Below are 17192 nucleotides of genomic sequence, written 5' to 3' on the forward strand. Positions count from 1 at the left end.
AGTTATGACTCCTTCCGTGCTTCAGTACGGGTCAGCGGCCGGCCGGCAGGGGTCAGCTTGCCGAGACTGACCAGGGCCAGCAGGGTGGCACCGACGACGGTCAGGTAGACGCCCAGATCAAACACCAGGGCGGAGGCCACTTCGAACTTGCCCACCACCGGCCATTCCAGGTAGGTGAATGTGCTGGTAAGGAACGGGTAGCCATAAGCCAGGCTGCCGGCACCGGCTATGGTGGCGAAGAGCAGCCCCAGTGCAATGACATTGTGGTAGCGCATGGTAATTCGCGCCTGCGTCCAGTTGACACCACTGGCAATGTACTGGATCAGCAGGGCCACTGCGGTTATCAGCCCGGCGATAAAGCCACCACCGGGCAGGTTGTGGCCCCGCAGGAAGATATATACCGACACCATCAGTGCCAGTGGCAGCAGGGGACGCGACATCTGCTTGAGCATGGTGGGATGTGCGTCAAATGCCCAGGGGTGGCCCTGGCCATCAGTGGGGGGAGCCGACAACTGACGGTTGCGCAGCATGGCGAAGATGCCCAGCGCAGCGATGGCCAGCACCGTGATTTCACCAAGGGTATCAAAGCCCCGGAAGTCCACCAGGATCACGTTGACCACGTTGGTGCCGCCTCCGCCGGGTTTACTGTTCTGCAGGAAATAATCGGAGATGGAGCTGAACGGACTGGTCAGCATGGAGAGGGTGACCAGGGTCATGCCCACGCCGGCAACGCCAGCGATGGCCAGGTCGCGGGTTCGGCGTCCCGCCGAGGCTTCCGTCGGCGTCCAGGAGGGGAGGTAGTAGAGGGCCAGCATCAACAGGATGATGGTCACCACTTCCACCGAAATCTGGGTCATGGCCAGGTCCGGGGCGGATAGCCGGGCAAAGGTCAGCGACACCAGCAGGCCGACCACACTGAGCATAATCAGCGAGGTCAGTCGCTCCCGGTGGATATACACAGTGCCCAGTGTGCAGAAGATCAGGATAGCGGCACCCACGGCCGTCGGAGGGTCGATGGCCGTCAGGCCGTTACTGCCAATCAGGTCCATGCCGGTCAGTGGTACAGCTGCAACCACCATGGCGCTGACCACCAGCAGCATCGCGTAGCGCTGTAGTGAACCATTCTCCAGTAGCGCGGTGAAGCTGTTGGCGCGCTCAACCAGCCAGGACACGACCGCCTCGAAAACCGCCTTTTCGTCGATTTCCTTGAAGCGGGCATGGAAATCAAAGAACTTCTGGCGCTGCGAATACATGATCAGGCCACCGACAAAGGCTGCCACGCTCATCATCAGCGGCAGGTTGAAGCCGTGGAATACAGCCAGCCCGTAGTCGGGTACCTCGCCAGCCAGGGTCGCAGAGGCCGCTGCATTCAGGAGCGGACCTACCGAAAACGCCGGGAATACGCCCACCAGGATACAGGCGACCACCAGGATCTCCACCGGGATCTTCATGTACCTGGGTGGTTCATGGGGCGGGTAGATCGGCAGGTTTCGGGGTTTTCCGTTAAAGAACACGTCGTGGATAAAGCGGGCGGAGTAGGCCACCGCAAAAATACCTGCCAGCGTGGCAACAATGGGCGGAATCCATGCCCAGATGCCCGGCAGGTTCAGGCTCAGGGCTTCGGCGAAGAACATTTCCTTGGAGAGGAAGCCGTTAAGCAGTGGTACCCCGGCCATGGACGCTGCCGCCACCATCGCCAGGGTGGCGGTATGGGGCATGTATTTCCACAGGCCGTTGATCTGTCGCATATCCCGGGTGCCGGTCTCATGGTCGATAATGCCGGCCGCCATAAACAGGGACGCCTTGAAGGTGGCGTGGTTGATGATATGGAACAGCGCCGCCACCGCCGCCAGCTCTGTACCCATGCCCAGCAGCAGGGTGATCAGGCCCAGGTGACTGACCGTTGAGTGGGCCAGCAGGCCTTTCAGGTCGTGCTTGAAGAGGGCGACATAGGCGCCTATCAGCAGGGTGATCATGCCGGTAAAACTGACCATGAAGAACCATTGCTCGGTACCGGCCAGGGCCGGGTAAAGCCGCGCCATCAGGAAGATACCCGCTTTCACCATGGTCGCCGAGTGCAGGTAGGCTGAAACCGGGGTGGGTGCCTGCATGGCGTGGGGCAGCCAGAAATGGAACGGGAACTGGGCAGACTTGGTAAAGGCCCCCAGCAGGACCAGGGTCAGCGCGTACGGGTAGAGCGCGTGGGCCTTGATCTGGTCGCCGGCGGCCAGTACATCGTCCAGTTCAAAGGAGCCGACAATGCGGCCGATCAACAGGATGCCGGCCAGCAGGGCCAGGCCACCGCCCCCCGTGATAGCCAGGGCCATACGGGCACCCCGGCGCGCGTCCTGTTTGTGGTTCCAGAAGCTGATCAGCAGGAAGGACGTCAGGCTGGTGAGCTCCCAGAACACCATCATCAGGAGCAGGTTGCTGGACAGGACAATGCCCAGCATGGAGCCCTTGAAACACAGCAGCAGGGCGTAGAATTTGCCGACGTTTTCCTGGGGTTTCAGGTAGTAGCGGGCATAGAGGATGATCAGCAGGCCGATCAGCAGGATCAGCAGGGCGAACATCAGCGACAGTCCGTCCAGCCGGAAGCTCAGGTTAATGCCGAGCTGAGGCAGCCACTCCAGGCTCTGTACGATGGTGCCGCCTTCCGCCAGTGTGCCCCACATGGGGAACAGCGTGGCTAATGCCAGCAGTGCCGGCACCGATGAGGCTATGGCAATCGCGGTTCGCCCACCCTGGGCGAACAGGGGCGCAGCAATGGCCCCCAAAAATGGTAGTAACACCACCAGCGACAGTGTCATCGCAACCTCTTTTCTCAATTCTTCTGGTCGGTGGAGAGGCCGTAAAACGGGCCTCGCCCTGAAATCCTGCTACTGCCAGTAAAGGACAGTATTGCGGCCAGGATGTGGCCGCACCAAGACGCTTACCGAGGAGCGACGGGCGGGTCCGGAAAATAGGGCAGGCGTCCGCTGAGATGAATGGCGGGCACGTGCGACAGGGCCGGGTTCATGCCTGGCTTGGGCCGACAGTCGGCAGAACAGGGCTGAAGAATCATAAGACTCCCTTAAAAGTGCACGATCCTGATCATACGTGGCGACTGACGCAGGTCAAGTTTCGCGGCGGCCTATCGCCTGTATAGCGGCGTTTGATTTGCGAATTTGCGGACCTGCCTGCAGCGATTGCCTGCCTTCTGCCGGTGCGCGATCAGTTCACTGCACCATAATCGCCTCTTTCCTTACCAGGGCGCCTCATTGCGGTGCGCATCTTGTTGCGCGGCGCACCAATTGGGGATCCCTGTATGGGCTTTTAGGTTTTGGTGTTGTCCTATCTTGATGATTTAAAAGAATAAAAAAATGGCACTTTGCTGTGGCACACCTGTTGCAAAACCCAGTGCATGAAGCGATCGGAGAAATGTCGCTCCGCGCCATAACGGCGCACCCATAACCTGAGAACGAGGATAGGCACGTGACAACATTCAAGAAGCGTCTGGCCAGCGTTGCATTGGCTACTGCACTGGGTACCGGAATCACCCTGGCCCACGCCCAGGAAGGTCCCATCAAGGTGGGCATACTCCACTCTCTCTCCGGCACCATGGCCATCAGTGAGACAGTACTGAAAGACACCGTGGAAATGCTCATCGAACAACAGAACGCCGAGGGAGGTCTGCTGGGCCGTGAACTTGAAGCCGTGGTGGTGGACCCTGCTTCCAACTGGCCGCTGTTCGCCGAGAAGGCTCGCGAGCTGCTGGCCCAGGAAAAGGTGGACGTCATCTTCGGCAACTGGACCTCAGTCTCCCGTAAGTCGGTGTTGCCGGTGGTGGAGGAACTCAACGGCCTGCTGTTCTACCCGGTCCAGTACGAAGGTGAAGAGTCTTCCGAGAACGTCTTCTATACCGGCGCGGCTCCCAACCAGCAGGCCATCCCGGCTGTTGATTACCTGATGAACGAACTCGGCGTTGAGCGCTGGGTACTGGCGGGCACCGACTACGTCTACCCGCGCACCACCAACAAGATCCTTGAGACCTACCTCAAGGACCAGGGCGTGGCCGCCGAAGACATCATGATCAACTACACCCCCTTCGGCCATTCGGACTGGCAGAACATCGTCTCGGATATCAAGAGTTTCGGTTCTGCCGGCAAGAAGACTGCCGTGGTGTCCACCATCAACGGCGATGCCAACGTGCCTTTCTACCGTGAGCTGGGCAACCAGGGCATTTCGGCCACCGACATCCCGGTGGTTGCCTTCTCGGTGGGTGAGCAGGAGCTCTCCGGTATTGATACCGGTCCGCTGGTGGGCCACCTGGCCGCGTGGAACTACTTCATGAGCGTGGATTCTGACGCCAACTATGACTTCATCGACCAGTGGATCGAGTACACCGGCGACGAGGCAGCGGTCACCAACGATCCCATGGAAGCCCACTACATCGGCTTCAACATGTGGGTTGAAGCGGTGCAGAAAGCCGAAACCACCGAGGTGGATGCGGTCAAGGACGCCATCATCGGTGTCACCGTGCCCAACCTGTCCGGCGGCTACGCCACCATGATGCCGAACCATCACATCACCAAGCCGGTGCTGATCGGTGAGATCCAGGACAATGGCCAGTTCTCCATTGTCTGGCAGACACCGTCCACCGTCGCTGGCGATGCCTGGTCGGATTTCCTGCCCGGCTCGCGGGACCTGATTGCTGACTGGCGTGCCCCCATGCGCTGCGGCAATTTCAACGTCAAGGAAGGCAAGTGTGGTGCGTCTGCCGGTGAGCAGGCGGCCGCAGCGGAGTAACCGGCCCACGGACCGGGGTGGCGTCACCGCCCCGGTCTCTCTTGCCACTTTTTTCTGTGTCCCGTTCGCCCTGAGCCTGTCGAAGGGAGCTTGTCGAAGGGCCGTGGATTCAGTGGCAAATTATTCACCAGAAAGCTGACAGGACCACACCATGAGCATCCCCAGATGGCTCACCGTCTTGCTTATTGTCTTGCTGACAGCCCCCGGCCTGGCGACAGCCCAGGAGGGGGACTCTGCCGAGGCACTACTGGAACAGCTGGCAGAAGCCTCGCCCCGGGACACCGAAACGGCCATCAAGGCCGTTGCCACCAGTGGCCATGAACGGGCCCGCGACTGGCTGGACGCCTACGGCAACAATCGCCTGAGCCAGGTAAAGGACACCGGCCAGATCGTCGTCGTACTCAACAACCGTGGCCGCGACTGGGAAGTGGCCGATGCATTGACCGGTGAAAACCTGGGGGAAATGTCCCGGCGTGACCTGGACCGGATCGCGGTCAATAACGCAATCCGCCGTCAGCTGGCAGGCGTCATGGCGATGATGGACCTGTACGCGAATGACGTCGAGGTGCGAGAGGCCGCCGCCCTCGACCTGATGGGCAAGGTGGATGAGGCTATTGTCGGTGACGTCACCGCCCGTATCGAAGAAGAGCCGGATGCCGACATCCGCAGTCGCCTGGAACTGGCTGTGGCCATCTACCAGGTTGAAGAGCGGGGCAGTGCGGAAGCGATCAGCGTGCTGGCGGGCAGCCTTCACCCCCGTGCCCGGGCCGCGCTCAATAACGCCGTGGCCTCGGAAGACCCGGCCCTCAGGCCGGCTGCCGAACAGGCGCTGGGCTCCATTGAACAGAAGCTGAAGCTGAACAAGGCGGCCGAGACCCTCTATTTTGGGCTCTCGCTCGGCTCGGTACTGGTACTTGCCGCCATTGGCCTGGCTATCACCTTCGGGGTGATGGGCGTCATCAACATGGCCCACGGCGAACTCATCATGCTGGGTGCCTACACCACCTGGGGCATGCAGCAACTGCTGCCGGGCCAGCCGGGCCTGGCACTGATCCTCTCTATTCCGGCCGGTTTCCTGGTCGCGGCACTGGCGGGCATCGCCATTGAGCGCAGCGTGATCCAGTTCCTCAAGGGGCGCCCGCTGGAAACCCTGCTGGCCACCTTTGGCATCAGCCTGATCCTGCAGCAGCTGGTACGCACCGTGATTTCACCCCAGAACCGCACCGTGGTCAGCCCGGACTGGATGAGTGGCTCGCTGGTTATCAACGATGCGCTGTCGCTGACCCTTAACCGCATGTATGTGCTGGGTTTCGCCCTGGTGGTGTTCGCAGCGCTCATGCTCATCATGCGTCGTACCCGGCTGGGGCTGGAAGTGCGTGCGGTCACCCAGAATCGCGCCATGGCCCGCTCCATGGGTATCCGGGCCACCCGCGTCGACATCATGACCTTCGCCCTGGGTTCCGGCGTCGCCGGGCTGGCGGGCGTGGCCCTGTCCCAGCTCACCAACGTGGGCCCCAACCTGGGCCAGAACTACATCATCGATTCGTTCATGGTGGTGGTGTTCGGCGGTGTGGGCAATCTCTGGGGCACCCTGGTGGCAGGCCTGACCCTGGGCACCATCAACCAGCTGCTCGAACCCTGGGCTGGTGCGGTACTGGCCAAGATCATCGTGCTGGTGTTCATCATCCTGTTTATCCAGAAACGGCCGAAGGGGCTCTTCCCCCAGAAAGGCCGGGCAGCAGAAGCATAGGGAGCCCGGCATGACGATTTCTATCCGCTGCTCGATCAATCCAACCATTAGCAACACAGGGCGTCTGTTATGTGGCTAACCAGACCTCTACAGGAACGGTCGACTCAGTTGTTCCTGGGCATCCTCTTCATGGCACTGCTGGTGGTCAGCGTGCTGCACGTGGCGCTGCCAGAAGGGCATGCGCTGCATGTCAGCGCCTACACCGTCACCCTGCTGGGTAAATACCTGTGCTATGCGCTGCTGGCGGTGGCCGTGGACCTGGTCTGGGGTTACCTGGGCATTCTCAGCCTGGGCCATGGCGCCTTCTTCGCCCTGGGCGGCTATGCCATGGGCATGTACCTGATGCGCCAGATCGGCGACCGGGGCACCTATGGTGATCCCGTCCTGCCGGACTTCATGGTGTTCCTCAACTGGCAGGAACTGCCCTGGTACTGGTACGGCTTCGACATGGCCTGGTTTGCCTTCGCCATGGTGCTACTGGTGCCCGGGGCCCTGGCCCTGGTGTTCGGGTGGCTGGCGTTTCGCTCCCGGGTGACGGGGGTCTACTTGTCCATCATCACCCAGGCGCTTACCTTCGCCCTGATGCTGGCCTTCTTCCGTAACGAGATGGGCTTTGGCGGCAACAACGGCCTCACCGACTTCCGTGACATCCTGGGCTTCAACTTGCGTACCGACGAGGTCCGGCTGGGGCTGTTTATCGCGACCGGTATCGCCCTGGCCATCGGTTACCTGGTGTGCCGGGCTATCGTCACCAGCAAGCTGGGCCGGGTCAGCGTCGCGTGCCGCGATGCCGAGGCCCGCACCCGCTTCCTGGGCTACCGGGTAGAACGGGTCCAGCTGTTTGTGTTTGTGGTCTCCGCCATGCTGGCGGGTGTGGCCGGGGCCCTGTACGTGCCCCAGGTGGGCATCATCAACCCCAGTGAATTCTCGCCGCTGTTCTCCATCGAGATCGTGGTGTGGGTGGCCCTCGGCGGTCGCGCCACCCTCTATGGTGCGGTCATCGGCGCCATCCTGGTGAACTACGCCAAGACCGTGTTCACCGGTGTGATGCCGGACGCCTGGTTGTTCGCCCTGGGGGCGCTGTTTGTGCTGGTCACCGTGTTCCTGCCCCAGGGTATCGCCGGCCTGTTGAAGAAGCGCCGCAAGCCCATCGATGACGGCTCCGGGCCGTCGCAACCCGCCACTGCCGCGGAGGCCACGCCATGAGCATCATGTCCGAACTGGCCAACCGGGATCAGGTCTTCAGCTTCCTTACGCCCACCGACTCCCCGGTGGACGTGCGCCATGGCCCGATCCTCTATATGGAAGACGTCAACGTCAGCTTTGACGGTTTCAAGGCCATCAACAACCTTAACCTGACCATCGATGACGGCGAGCTGCGTTGCATTATCGGGCCTAATGGAGCGGGCAAGACCACCATGATGGATATCATCACCGGCAAGACCCGGCCCGATACTGGTTCTGTCTGGTTCGGCAGCCGCCACAACCTGCTGCAGATGAACGAGCCGGATATTGCCAGCCTCGGCATCGGCCGAAAGTTCCAGAAGCCCACGGTGTTTGAGGCCCTGAGTGTGTTCGAGAACCTGGAACTGGCCATGGCTGCAGACAAACGGGTATTCCCCACACTGACCGCCACCCTGAAACCGGAGCACCGGGAGCGGATTGACGAAGTGCTGGCAACCATCCACCTGAAAGACCTGCGGGACCACCCCGCCGGCATTCTCTCCCACGGTCAGAAGCAGTGGCTGGAGATTGGCATGCTGTTGATGCAGCGCCCGCGCCTGCTGTTGGTGGACGAGCCCGTCGCCGGCATGACCGAACAGGAAATGGAGCGCACCGCCGACCTGCTCACCAGCCTTGCGGGCAAGCAGTCCGTGGTGGTGGTTGAGCATGACATGGGCTTTGTCCGCTCCATCGCCCGCAAGGTGACCGTGCTGCACCAGGGCAGTGTGCTGGCGGAAGGCACCATGGACCAGGTCTCCAACGACCCGGAAGTGATCAAGGTCTACCTGGGGGAGGACGCCTGAATGTTGCAGATCGAGAAACTCAACCAGTACTACGGCGAGAGCCACACCCTCTGGGACCTGGACCTGGACGTACCCCAGGGCCAGTGCACCTGCGTGATGGGCCGCAACGGCGTCGGCAAGACCACCCTGATGAAATGCATCATGGGCGAGGAAAAGGTTGAAAGCGGCAGCATCCGCTTTGCCGACGAACTGGACCTCATCAAGCAACCCCTGGAACAGCGGGCCCGGCTGGGCATCGGCTACGTGCCCCAGGGCCGGCAGATCTTTCCGCTGCTCACCGTGGAAGAAAACCTGCGCACCGGCCTCGCGGCCCGGGGCGATGGCCAGAAAACCATCCCGGAGCGGATCTACGAACTGTTCCCGGTCCTCAGGGAAATGAAGAACCGTCGCGGTGGCGACCTCTCCGGTGGCCAGCAACAACAACTGGCCATCGGCCGCGCGCTGGTCATCGAGCCCAGGCTGCTGATCCTGGACGAGCCGGGGGAGGGCATCCAGCCCAACATCGTCGCCCAGATCGGCGAAGTGATCCGCAAGCTGATCGCGGAAGATGGCCTGACCGTGCTGCTGGTGGAGCAGAAGTTGCCCTTCGCCCGCAAATACGCCGATCGCTTCGCCATCCTCGACCGGGGCCGGCGCATGGCCGAGGGCGAAATCGGCGAGCTGTCCGATGAACTCATCAAGCAGTACCTGACAGTATGACCATCTATCAGCCGCTACCGGAGATGGCCGATTCCGGCCACCGCTTCGACCAGGGCCGCCGCTGGGCCGCCAGCCTGACCCTGGGCTTTGAGGGCCGACAACAGGACGGCCGCCCGGTGACCCGCATGACCACCGCTCGCCATTGCGGCCCGTTGCGGGTGCAGCGGCCCTTCTACCCGGAAGGCCGCCACGGCTGCTGCCACGTCTACCTGTTGCACCCACCGGGGGGGCTGGTCAGCGGTGATGCGTTACAGATCAATGCCAGTGTTGGTACCGGTGCCCATGCCCTGCTGACCACCCCGGCCGCCGCCAAGCTCTACAAGGCGGACAGCCACGGCGTCGCCTGGGCCCAGCATACGAAGCTGGCTGTGGACGACGGTGGCATCCTGGAATACCTGCCCCAGGAAACCCTCGCCTTCGATGGTTCCCGTGGCACCCAAACCACCACCATTGAAATGGGCAGCCGCAGCCGCTGCATCGGTTGGGAAGTGCTCGCCCTCGGCCGCCCAGCCAGCGAACTGCCCTTCGCCACCGGCCAGCTGCAACAGCGCTTCCACCTGACCCGCGACGGTATCCCCGTGTGGCAGGAACGCCAGACCCTGGACCCCAAACACCGCCGCTTCAACGGCAAATGGGGGCAGGGCGGCCACACCGTCCAGGCCACCCTGTGGACCGTGGGCCTGGAAGACGAAGCCGACGCCATTGAACACCTGCGCGCAGAACTCCCGGACAACCCCCGCTGGGCCGTCACCCGGCGGGGCGGCGTCCTCCTGCTGCGCTATTTGGGCAACGAACGCAACGAAGCCTGGGCCATCTGCCAACAGGCCTGGGAAATACTGAGGCCAAGTCTGACCGGCCAGCCGGCCCATGTACCAAGAATCTGGCTGACCTAGCAGTTAGCGGACCTGGCACAAAATTGAAGCATTAACCCCCCTCTCCCCTGGAGGGAGAGGGCCGGGGTGAGGGGGAGGCGCCAAAGGCCGCAAACACCGTGCGGGTAGTCACCCCCTCTCCCCAACCCCTCTCCCGCGCAGGGGAGAGGGGCTAAAGCCGAACACCGGACACATCGGAGCAAAACGATGGAACTGACACCCAGAGACAAAGACAAGCTGATGCTCTTCACCGCCGCCCTGCTGGCGGAACGACGCAAGGCCAAGGGCCTGAAGCTCAACTACCCCGAAGCCGTCGCCCTCATCAGCGCCGAAATCATGGAAGGCGCCCGGGAAGGCCGCAGCGTCGCCGACATGATGAGCGCCGGCCGCGAAGTGCTCACCCGTGACGAAGTCATGGAAGGCGTGGCGGAAATGGTGGACGAAGTCCAGGTGGAAGCGACTTTTCCAGACGGCACCAAGCTGGTCACGGTCCACAACCCCATAGTCTGAAAGCCGGATGAGAAGCTACCTGCGTTGCCACTGCGGCGTTAAAAGAAGGCTCAAAATGCTCATTTATACATGCATAAACTGCGCTTTTTCGCCTTCTTTGGCCCGGGCGGCGATCCGCTTGCATTGGCTGCCTTGCCAACGCTTCTCATCCACCTTTAACGGAGGCTTTTTCTTATGATTCCCGGCGAATACCAAATCCAGGACGGCGACATCGAACTCTGTGCCGGCCGAGAACGCATCACCGTCGAAGTGGCCAACACCGGCGACCGCCCGATTCAGGTCGGCTCCCACTACCACTTCGCCGAAACCAACCCGGCGCTGCGGTTCGATCGAAAAAAGGCTCGCGGTTACCGCCTCGACGTGGCGGCTGGTACAGCGATCCGGTTTGAGCCAGGGCAAACGAGAGAAGTGACCTTAATACCGTTCACTGGCGGAAGAGAGATCTACGGTTTTCGAGCAGAAGTAATGGGAAAGCTCTGAGGGCTGCAACCAAGGTCCGGGGAGACGGTCGGGTGACCCTTTCCGGGACCTTCAAAACATGGGTGGGACGCGAACAGCGTTCCACGGTCTGGCCAGGGAAGGCCAGGCCTGGACCTTTTTTGCGACGCAGGAGCAATTAGCAAAAAAGGTTTTCGAAGAGCCTCCAGGGAAGGATCCACGGCGTGTCCCGGAAAGGGTCACCCGAGCGGCTCCTGCCCCCCAGAGTCAAAGAACAGACATGGCACCTACGCTCAACCAAGGAAAGCGAGGCACCCAATGAAAATAAGCAGACAGGCCTACGCCGACATGTACGGCCCCACCACCGGGGACCGCGTCCGCCTGGGCGACACCGAACTGTGGATCGAAGTCGAAAGCGACGCCACCCACTACGGCGACGAAGTCAAATTCGGCGGCGGCAAAGTCATCCGTGACGGCATGGGCCAGAGCCAGCGGGCCGACCACACCGTCATGGACACCGTCATCACCAACGCCCTGATCCTCGACTGGTGGGGCATCATCAAAGCCGACGTCGGCATCCAGGGTGGCAGAATCGCCGCCATCGGCAAAGCCGGCAACCCCGACACCCAGCCGGACGTCCAGATCGTCATCGGCCCCGGTACTGAAATCATCGCCGGCGAAGGCAAAATCCTCACCGCCGGCGGCATCGACGCCCACATCCACTTTATCTGTCCCCAGCAGGTGGACGAAGCCCTCATGAGCGGCATCACCACCATGCTCGGCGGCGGCACCGGCCCGGCCACCGGCACCAACGCCACCACCTGCACCCCGGGCCCCTGGCACATCGGCAAAATGCTCCAGGCCGTCGACGACATGCCCATGAACATCGGCTTCCTCGGCAAGGGCAACGCCAGCCTGCCCGAGTCCCTGGAGCTGCAGCTCAAGTACGGCGCCATGGGCCTCAAACTTCACGAAGACTGGGGCACCACACCCGCGTCCATCGACAATTGCCTGACCGTCGCCGACAAATACGACGTCCAGATCGCCATCCACACCGACACCCTCAACGAGTCTGGCTTTGTGGAGGACACCCTGGCCGCCTTCAAGGAACGTTGCATCCACACCTACCACACCGAAGGCGCCGGCGGCGGCCACGCCCCGGACATCATCACCGCGTGCTCGAAAGACTATGTGCTGCCGTCGTCCACCAACCCCACACGGCCCTACACCGTCAACACCATCGACGAGCACCTGGACATGCTCATGGTCTGTCACCACCTGGACCCTAACATCCCGGAAGACGTGGCCTTCGCCGACAGCCGCATCCGGCGCGAGACCATCGCAGCGGAAGATATCCTCCAGGACATGGGCGTGATCTCCATGATCGCCTCCGACTCCCAGGCCATGGGCCGGGTGGGCGAAGTGGTATGCCGCACCTGGCAGACCGCCCACAAGATGAAAGTCCAGCGGGGCCTGTTGCCAGAAGACGAAGAGCGCGGCGCCGATAACTTCCGCGCCAAGCGCTACATCGCCAAGTACACCATCAACCCCGCCATCACCCACGGCATCGCCCACGATGTAGGCTCCGTTGAAGTGGGCAAACTGGCAGACCTGGTGTTGTGGAAACCGGCGTTCTTCGGCACCAAGCCGTCCACCATCATCAAGGGCGGCATGATTGCGGCCGCGCCCATGGGCGACCCCAACGCCTCCATCCCCACACCGCAACCGGTCCACTACCGGCCCATGTTCGGCGCCTTCGGCCGTGCTGCCAGCCAGACCCGGCTCAGCTTCGTCAGCCAGGCCGCTTTCGATGCCGGCATCGGCAAGGAACTGGGCCTGCGCAGCACGCTGTCTGCCTGCAAGAACGTGCGCACCGTGCGCAAGGGCGACCTCAAACTCAACGACGCCTGCCCGCACCTGACCGTAGACCCGCAAACCTACGAAGTGCACGCCGACGGCGAACTGCTCACCTGCGAGCCGGTCACGGAATTGCCCCTGGCCCAGCGCTACCACCTGTTCTGAGGATTAACGACATGCTGGAACTGACACAACGCATCGAGCCCATGGAGCAGGCGGAAATCCACGACACCCTGACCCTGCCGCTGGAACTGCGCATCCGCGGCCGCCTGCGGGCTACCACCGACACCGGCCACGACGTCGGCCTGTTCCTCGACCGCGGCCCAGTGCTGCGCGACGGCGACTGTCTGCAAGCCAACACCGGCGAGATCATCCGCGTAAAAGCAGCGGACGAGCCGGTAGTCACCGCTCACATCGACGCAGGCCTGCCCCTGGCCAAACTCTGTTACCACCTGGGCAACCGCCACGTGCAACTGAGCATTTGCATGGAAGGGCCGGGCAGAGGCTGGGTCCGCTTCCCGCCCGACCACGTGCTGGAAGAACTGGCAGAACGCCTGGGCGCGACACTCGAACACCACCGGGCTCCCTTCGACCCCGAGCCCGGCGCCTACGACAAAGCCGGCCGCGACGGCCACAACCATGGACACAGCCACGGCCATAACCACGACCACAGTCATGAACACGACCATAGCCATGCGCACTGACACCGACTCACAGGGCGACCTGGCCCTGCTGGGCCTGATGCAACTGGTCAGCCCGGCCCTTCCCATCGGCGCCTTCGCCTGGTCCCAGGGCCTGGAAAGCGCCTTTGAACTGGGCTGGGTCAACAACGAGGCCGAACTGGGGGAATGGGTGGAAGGCGTCCTCGACGACGGCCTCAGCCGCTGCGAACTGCCTTTGCTCGCCCGCTTACAGGCAGCCTGGGCTGACGGGGATGCAGAAACGGTCAACCACTGGAACCAGTGGCTACACGCCACCCGGGAAACCGCCGAACTGGTGGACGAAGACACCCGCTTGGGCGCGGCACTGCTGACCCTGCTCAAAAGCCTGGACCTGGCCCCGACCAGCGACCTGTTACCGGCCATTCCGGGCTACGTCACCCTGTTCGCCTGGGCCGCCCACAAGCGCAACGTCCCGGTCCGCCAGACCCTGCTGGGCTTCGCCTGGGCCTGGCTGGAAAACCAACTGGCGGTGGCCTGCAAAGCACTACCTCTGGGCCACACGGCTGCGCAACGACTGACAGAACGGTTGCGGCCCCAGTTGGTGGTGGCCGTGGACGACGCATTGACGCGAACCGACGAAGAACTGGGACCGATCTTACCGGGCCTGGCATTGGCCAGTGCCTTACATGAAACACAGTACTCCCGGCTATTCCGGAGTTAAAGAAACGGGGCGGACTGCAACAGAGTACGAAGGCTGTGGGCTGAGATCCCTTTCCGGGACCTTCAAAAACAGGGACGTTTTTGAAGAGCCTCCATGGATGGATTCACGGCGTGTCCCGGAAAGGGATCTCGGCCTGCAGCCCTCCCCGAAGCTCGAAATGCTGTCGCCCGGAGCTAACAGACAAGAGGACACCACCATGAAACATTGCCTGAGAGTAGGAGTAGGGGGCCCGGTAGGCTCCGGTAAAACCGCACTGCTGCGCCAACTGTGCCTCGCTCTGCGAGATCACTACAACATCGCCGTAGTAACCAATGACATCTACACCCGGGAAGACGCCGACTTCCTCCTCCGCCACGAAGCCCTCGATGCCGACCGCATCCTGGGCGTCGAAACCGGCGGCTGCCCCCACACCGCCATCCGCGAAGACGCCTCCATGAACCTCGCGGCCATCGACGACCTCCAAAGCCGCCACCCGGACCTCGAACTCGTCCTGGTGGAATCCGGTGGTGACAACCTGTCCGCCACCTTCAGCCCGGAACTCAGCGACCTGACCCTCTACGTCATCGATGTCTCCGCCGGCGACAAAATCCCCCGCAAGGGCGGCCCCGGCATCACCAAGTCCGACCTGCTGATCATCAACAAGATTGACATCGCCGAACAGGTGCACGCCTCCCTGGAGGTCATGGATCGGGACAGCAGGAAAATGCGCGGCGAACGGCCGTTTGTGTTTACCAACCTGTACGACGGCGTAGGGCTGGAAGAGATCATCAGCTTCATTCTCGAGAAGGGCATGCTGCCTGAGCGCAGACCGAACAAGCAGGCCGAAAGCGCCTAAGCCGCCGGGAACCCGGAATCAGATAAACAGGAGTACACCATGAAACTGACAAGCAAACTGCTCACTACAGCCGCCCTGCTGCTGGCGGCCACCGCCGCCGTCGCCCACCCAGGCCACGACCACGGCACCAGTGGCTTTACCAGCGGCCTGCTGCACCCACTGCTTGGCCTGGACCACCTTCTGGCCATGACCGCCATTGGCTTCTGGAGTGTGCGCCAGGGCAATGTCATGAAGAACGCCACGCCACTGTTCGTGGTAGGCGGCATGATCCTGGGCGCCGGCCTCGCCTTCGCAGGCATCGGCCTGCCAGGTGTTGAAACCGGCATCGTCCTGTCCGTCATCGTCGCCGGCATCCTGATTGCCGCCATGGCCAAGCCGCCGACCGCCGTTGGCGCGGCGCTGGTGATGGCGTTCATGGTATTCCACGGCTACGCCCACGGTACCGAAATGCCGTCTGGTGCCATGCTGGCGGCATACCTTGCCGGGTTTTCCATTGCGACGTTGGGGATTACGTTTGCCGGCCGTGGGCTTGGGGCGCTGTTGATGAAAGCGGATAACCGGGTGGCCCGTGGTGTAGGTGCTGGCCTGGCGGCGGTGGGTGGTTACCTGATGGTAGCGTGATCGCTGAAAGACCGGTTTAAGGTATTGCCCGTCCTGGTTCTGCCGGGGCGGGTTTTTTTATTGTCCTGTAACGACACAGCGGGGCTCTTTAACAAATTTTTTCACACTGGTTAGGCGTCATGTTCTAGAGTAGAGTGAACTAAAAGTAATAAAGCTAATCTGGACGAGAAAATGGATTTTACCGTCATCCTGCAGCCCCTGTGGGAAAAACTCTGGTTCCTGGTTCCCCTCTTTCTGCTGGTCGCCGTCCTCAACTCCGCCCGATTCAAAGGCTGGGTCGGCGAGGCCATTGTTAACCTTTCGGCCCACTTCCTGCTCGACCGCAAGACCTACCACCTGATTCGCAATGTGACCCTGCCGACTGAGGATAGAACTACCCAGATTGATCACCTGATCGTGTCTCCCTATGGGGTTTTTGTGGTGGAGACGAAGAATATGAAGGGGTGGATTTATGGTGGGGAGAGGCAGCGGTATTGGACTCAGAAGGTTTATCGGCATTCTCAGAAGTTCCAGAATCCTTTGCACCAGAACTACAAACACCTCAAAACCGTACAGAGCCGTTTGGGACTGACCGACGACCAGGTCTGTTCATTGGTGGTGTTTGTCGGTGACAGTACGTTCAAAACGTCCATGCCCGACAACGTCACCCAGGGGCTTGGGTTCATTCGGTTTATCAAATCCCACACCAGTGTGGTGCTCACCACTGTGCAGGTGAAAACCTTGGTTGAGGATATTGCGCGTGGGCGTCTTAAGCCTACCTGGCGAACGCATCGGGATCATGTAAGGCATGTACAGGGGATTGTTGAGCGGAAGCAGGGCGAGGCTGGCTTGGCCGCGGGCCGGGAGGACTATCCCTTTGGGCAACGACGGCAGCAGCGGGATGGGTGGCTGGTTAAGCCGTTATTCGTAGTGGGTGTTCTGGCGTTCGCGACTATTTACTGGACGAGTATGGATAAGCCTGACAACGGCGAGCGTTCCCCAAGTGTTCAGATTGCGCAGGCCAAGGCCCGTGAGCAGCGATTGGCGCTGGAGCGGGAGCAACGGGCTCGGCAGGAGGCTTTGCGGGTGGAGCGTGAGGCTGCGGAGCGGGTTCGTTTGGCTCGGCTGGAGCGTGAGCGGGAGTATGCCTTCGAGAAGGCATTCGATGAGAGTTATGTCGCGCTGGAGGGGTGTGATAACTGGCGGTCGGATCGGCATATGGTTGAGTGTGTTAATCATCGGATGCGGGCTAAGTCGGGATTTCGGGAGAGTAACGAAAAGTGAGAAATTGACTTCACCGGAGGCCGAGGTAGACCGGGAAAAATGTGTGTCGATTTTCTGTCCTGATGAAAGTAAGGCCTCTTTTTGAGAACTGCTTCAGCCGAGATGGAATATGGTGACTTTGGTCCAATAGCGATATTATAATTCGATAT

At 61.6% G+C, this 17192-nt stretch carries 15 protein-coding genes; 14 read left to right on the forward strand and 1 reads right to left on the reverse strand.

Annotated features, from left to right (window positions below; all coding sequences use genetic code 11):
- Positions 1 to 2: 2 nt before the first annotated feature.
- On the reverse strand, positions 3 to 2810 hold the full coding sequence (locus LJ360_RS05025) for a monovalent cation/H+ antiporter subunit A (protein WP_264995453.1): 2808 nt from the start codon (positions 2808 to 2810) through the stop codon (positions 3 to 5).
- Between the two features lie 685 nt (positions 2811 to 3495).
- Between LJ360_RS05025 and urtA the strand changes: the two genes are divergently transcribed.
- The 14 genes from urtA to LJ360_RS05095 all read left to right on the forward strand — a co-directional run bounded on the left by urtA (position 3496) and on the right by LJ360_RS05095 (position 17043).
- Positions 3496 to 4788, forward strand: coding sequence for an urea ABC transporter substrate-binding protein (gene urtA / locus LJ360_RS05030; protein ID WP_413774417.1), 1293 nt, complete (start codon positions 3496 to 3498; stop codon positions 4786 to 4788).
- A gap of 151 nt (positions 4789 to 4939) precedes the next feature.
- Positions 4940 to 6538: an urea ABC transporter permease subunit UrtB gene (urtB, locus tag LJ360_RS05035; protein WP_264995454.1), complete on the forward strand. Its 1599-nt coding sequence runs from the start codon at positions 4940 to 4942 to the stop codon at positions 6536 to 6538.
- 69 nt (positions 6539 to 6607) lie between these two features.
- The gene (gene urtC / locus LJ360_RS05040; RefSeq protein WP_413774397.1) at positions 6608 to 7744 is read left to right on the forward strand and encodes an urea ABC transporter permease subunit UrtC; all 1137 of its coding nucleotides are present in this window, start codon (positions 6608 to 6610) and stop codon (positions 7742 to 7744) included.
- On the forward strand, positions 7741 to 8565 hold the full coding sequence (gene urtD / locus LJ360_RS05045; protein WP_264995455.1) for an urea ABC transporter ATP-binding protein UrtD: 825 nt from the start codon (positions 7741 to 7743) through the stop codon (positions 8563 to 8565). The genes urtC and urtD overlap by 4 nt, the downstream gene beginning before the upstream one ends.
- Entirely contained in the window at positions 8566 to 9264 is a 699-nt protein-coding gene (gene urtE, locus LJ360_RS05050) for an urea ABC transporter ATP-binding subunit UrtE (protein WP_264995456.1), read from the forward strand.
- The gene (locus tag LJ360_RS05055) at positions 9261 to 10157 is read left to right on the forward strand and encodes an urease accessory protein UreD (protein WP_264995457.1); all 897 of its coding nucleotides are present in this window, start codon (positions 9261 to 9263) and stop codon (positions 10155 to 10157) included. Before urtE ends, LJ360_RS05055 begins: the two co-directional genes overlap by 4 nt.
- A 186-nt stretch (positions 10158 to 10343) precedes the next feature.
- A complete protein-coding gene (gene ureA, locus LJ360_RS05060; protein WP_264995458.1) occupies positions 10344 to 10646 on the forward strand; it encodes an urease subunit gamma in 303 nt (100 codons plus the stop codon).
- Positions 10647 to 10820: 174 nt separating this feature from the next.
- Positions 10821 to 11126, forward strand: coding sequence for an urease subunit beta (locus LJ360_RS05065; protein WP_091851408.1), 306 nt, complete (start codon positions 10821 to 10823; stop codon positions 11124 to 11126).
- 276 nt (positions 11127 to 11402) lie between these two features.
- Entirely contained in the window at positions 11403 to 13106 is a 1704-nt protein-coding gene (ureC, locus tag LJ360_RS05070) for an urease subunit alpha (RefSeq protein ID WP_264995459.1), read from the forward strand.
- A gap of 11 nt (positions 13107 to 13117) precedes the next feature.
- Positions 13118 to 13645 (forward strand): urease accessory protein UreE, encoded by a 528-nt coding sequence (gene ureE, locus LJ360_RS05075; RefSeq protein ID WP_264995460.1) that lies wholly within the window; start codon positions 13118 to 13120, stop codon positions 13643 to 13645.
- On the forward strand, positions 13617 to 14324 hold the full coding sequence (locus tag LJ360_RS05080; protein WP_264995461.1) for an urease accessory protein UreF: 708 nt from the start codon (positions 13617 to 13619) through the stop codon (positions 14322 to 14324). Before ureE ends, LJ360_RS05080 begins: the two co-directional genes overlap by 29 nt.
- Positions 14325 to 14520: 196 nt before the next feature.
- Complete coding sequence (gene ureG / locus LJ360_RS05085) at positions 14521 to 15159, forward strand: urease accessory protein UreG (protein ID WP_264995463.1); 639 nt, start codon at positions 14521 to 14523, stop codon at positions 15157 to 15159.
- 39 nt (positions 15160 to 15198) lie between these two features.
- Positions 15199 to 15780, forward strand: coding sequence for a HupE/UreJ family protein (locus LJ360_RS05090; RefSeq protein ID WP_264995464.1), 582 nt, complete (start codon positions 15199 to 15201; stop codon positions 15778 to 15780).
- Between the two features lie 171 nt (positions 15781 to 15951).
- Positions 15952 to 17043, forward strand: coding sequence for a nuclease-related domain-containing protein (locus LJ360_RS05095; RefSeq protein ID WP_264995465.1), 1092 nt, complete (start codon positions 15952 to 15954; stop codon positions 17041 to 17043).
- Positions 17044 to 17192: the final 149 nt, after the last annotated feature.

This window comes from Marinobacter sp. AN1, from assembly GCF_026013985.1.
GTDB classification, from domain to species: Bacteria; Pseudomonadota; Gammaproteobacteria; order Pseudomonadales; family Oleiphilaceae; genus Marinobacter; species Marinobacter segnicrescens.

Bases quoted from the DNA above. Each gene is read 5' to 3' on its own strand.
- LJ360_RS05025 (WP_264995453.1), bottom strand. From the start codon at position 2,810: ATGACACTGTCGCTGGTGGTGTTACTACCATTTTTGGGGGCCATTGCT.
- urtB (WP_264995454.1), top strand. From the start codon at position 4,940: ATGAGCATCCCCAGATGGCTCACCGTCTTGCTTATTGTCTTGCTGACA.
- urtC (WP_413774397.1), top strand. From the start codon at position 6,608: ATGTGGCTAACCAGACCTCTACAGGAACGGTCGACTCAGTTGTTCCTG.
- urtD (WP_264995455.1), top strand. From the start codon at position 7,741: ATGAGCATCATGTCCGAACTGGCCAACCGGGATCAGGTCTTCAGCTTC.
- urtE (WP_264995456.1), top strand. From the start codon at position 8,566: ATGTTGCAGATCGAGAAACTCAACCAGTACTACGGCGAGAGCCACACC.
- LJ360_RS05055 (WP_264995457.1), top strand. From the start codon at position 9,261: ATGACCATCTATCAGCCGCTACCGGAGATGGCCGATTCCGGCCACCGC.
- ureA (WP_264995458.1), top strand. From the start codon at position 10,344: ATGGAACTGACACCCAGAGACAAAGACAAGCTGATGCTCTTCACCGCC.
- LJ360_RS05065 (WP_091851408.1), top strand. From the start codon at position 10,821: ATGATTCCCGGCGAATACCAAATCCAGGACGGCGACATCGAACTCTGT.
- ureC (WP_264995459.1), top strand. From the start codon at position 11,403: ATGAAAATAAGCAGACAGGCCTACGCCGACATGTACGGCCCCACCACC.
- ureE (WP_264995460.1), top strand. From the start codon at position 13,118: ATGCTGGAACTGACACAACGCATCGAGCCCATGGAGCAGGCGGAAATC.
- LJ360_RS05080 (WP_264995461.1), top strand. From the start codon at position 13,617: ATGAACACGACCATAGCCATGCGCACTGACACCGACTCACAGGGCGAC.
- ureG (WP_264995463.1), top strand. From the start codon at position 14,521: ATGAAACATTGCCTGAGAGTAGGAGTAGGGGGCCCGGTAGGCTCCGGT.
- LJ360_RS05090 (WP_264995464.1), top strand. From the start codon at position 15,199: ATGAAACTGACAAGCAAACTGCTCACTACAGCCGCCCTGCTGCTGGCG.
- LJ360_RS05095 (WP_264995465.1), top strand. From the start codon at position 15,952: ATGGATTTTACCGTCATCCTGCAGCCCCTGTGGGAAAAACTCTGGTTC.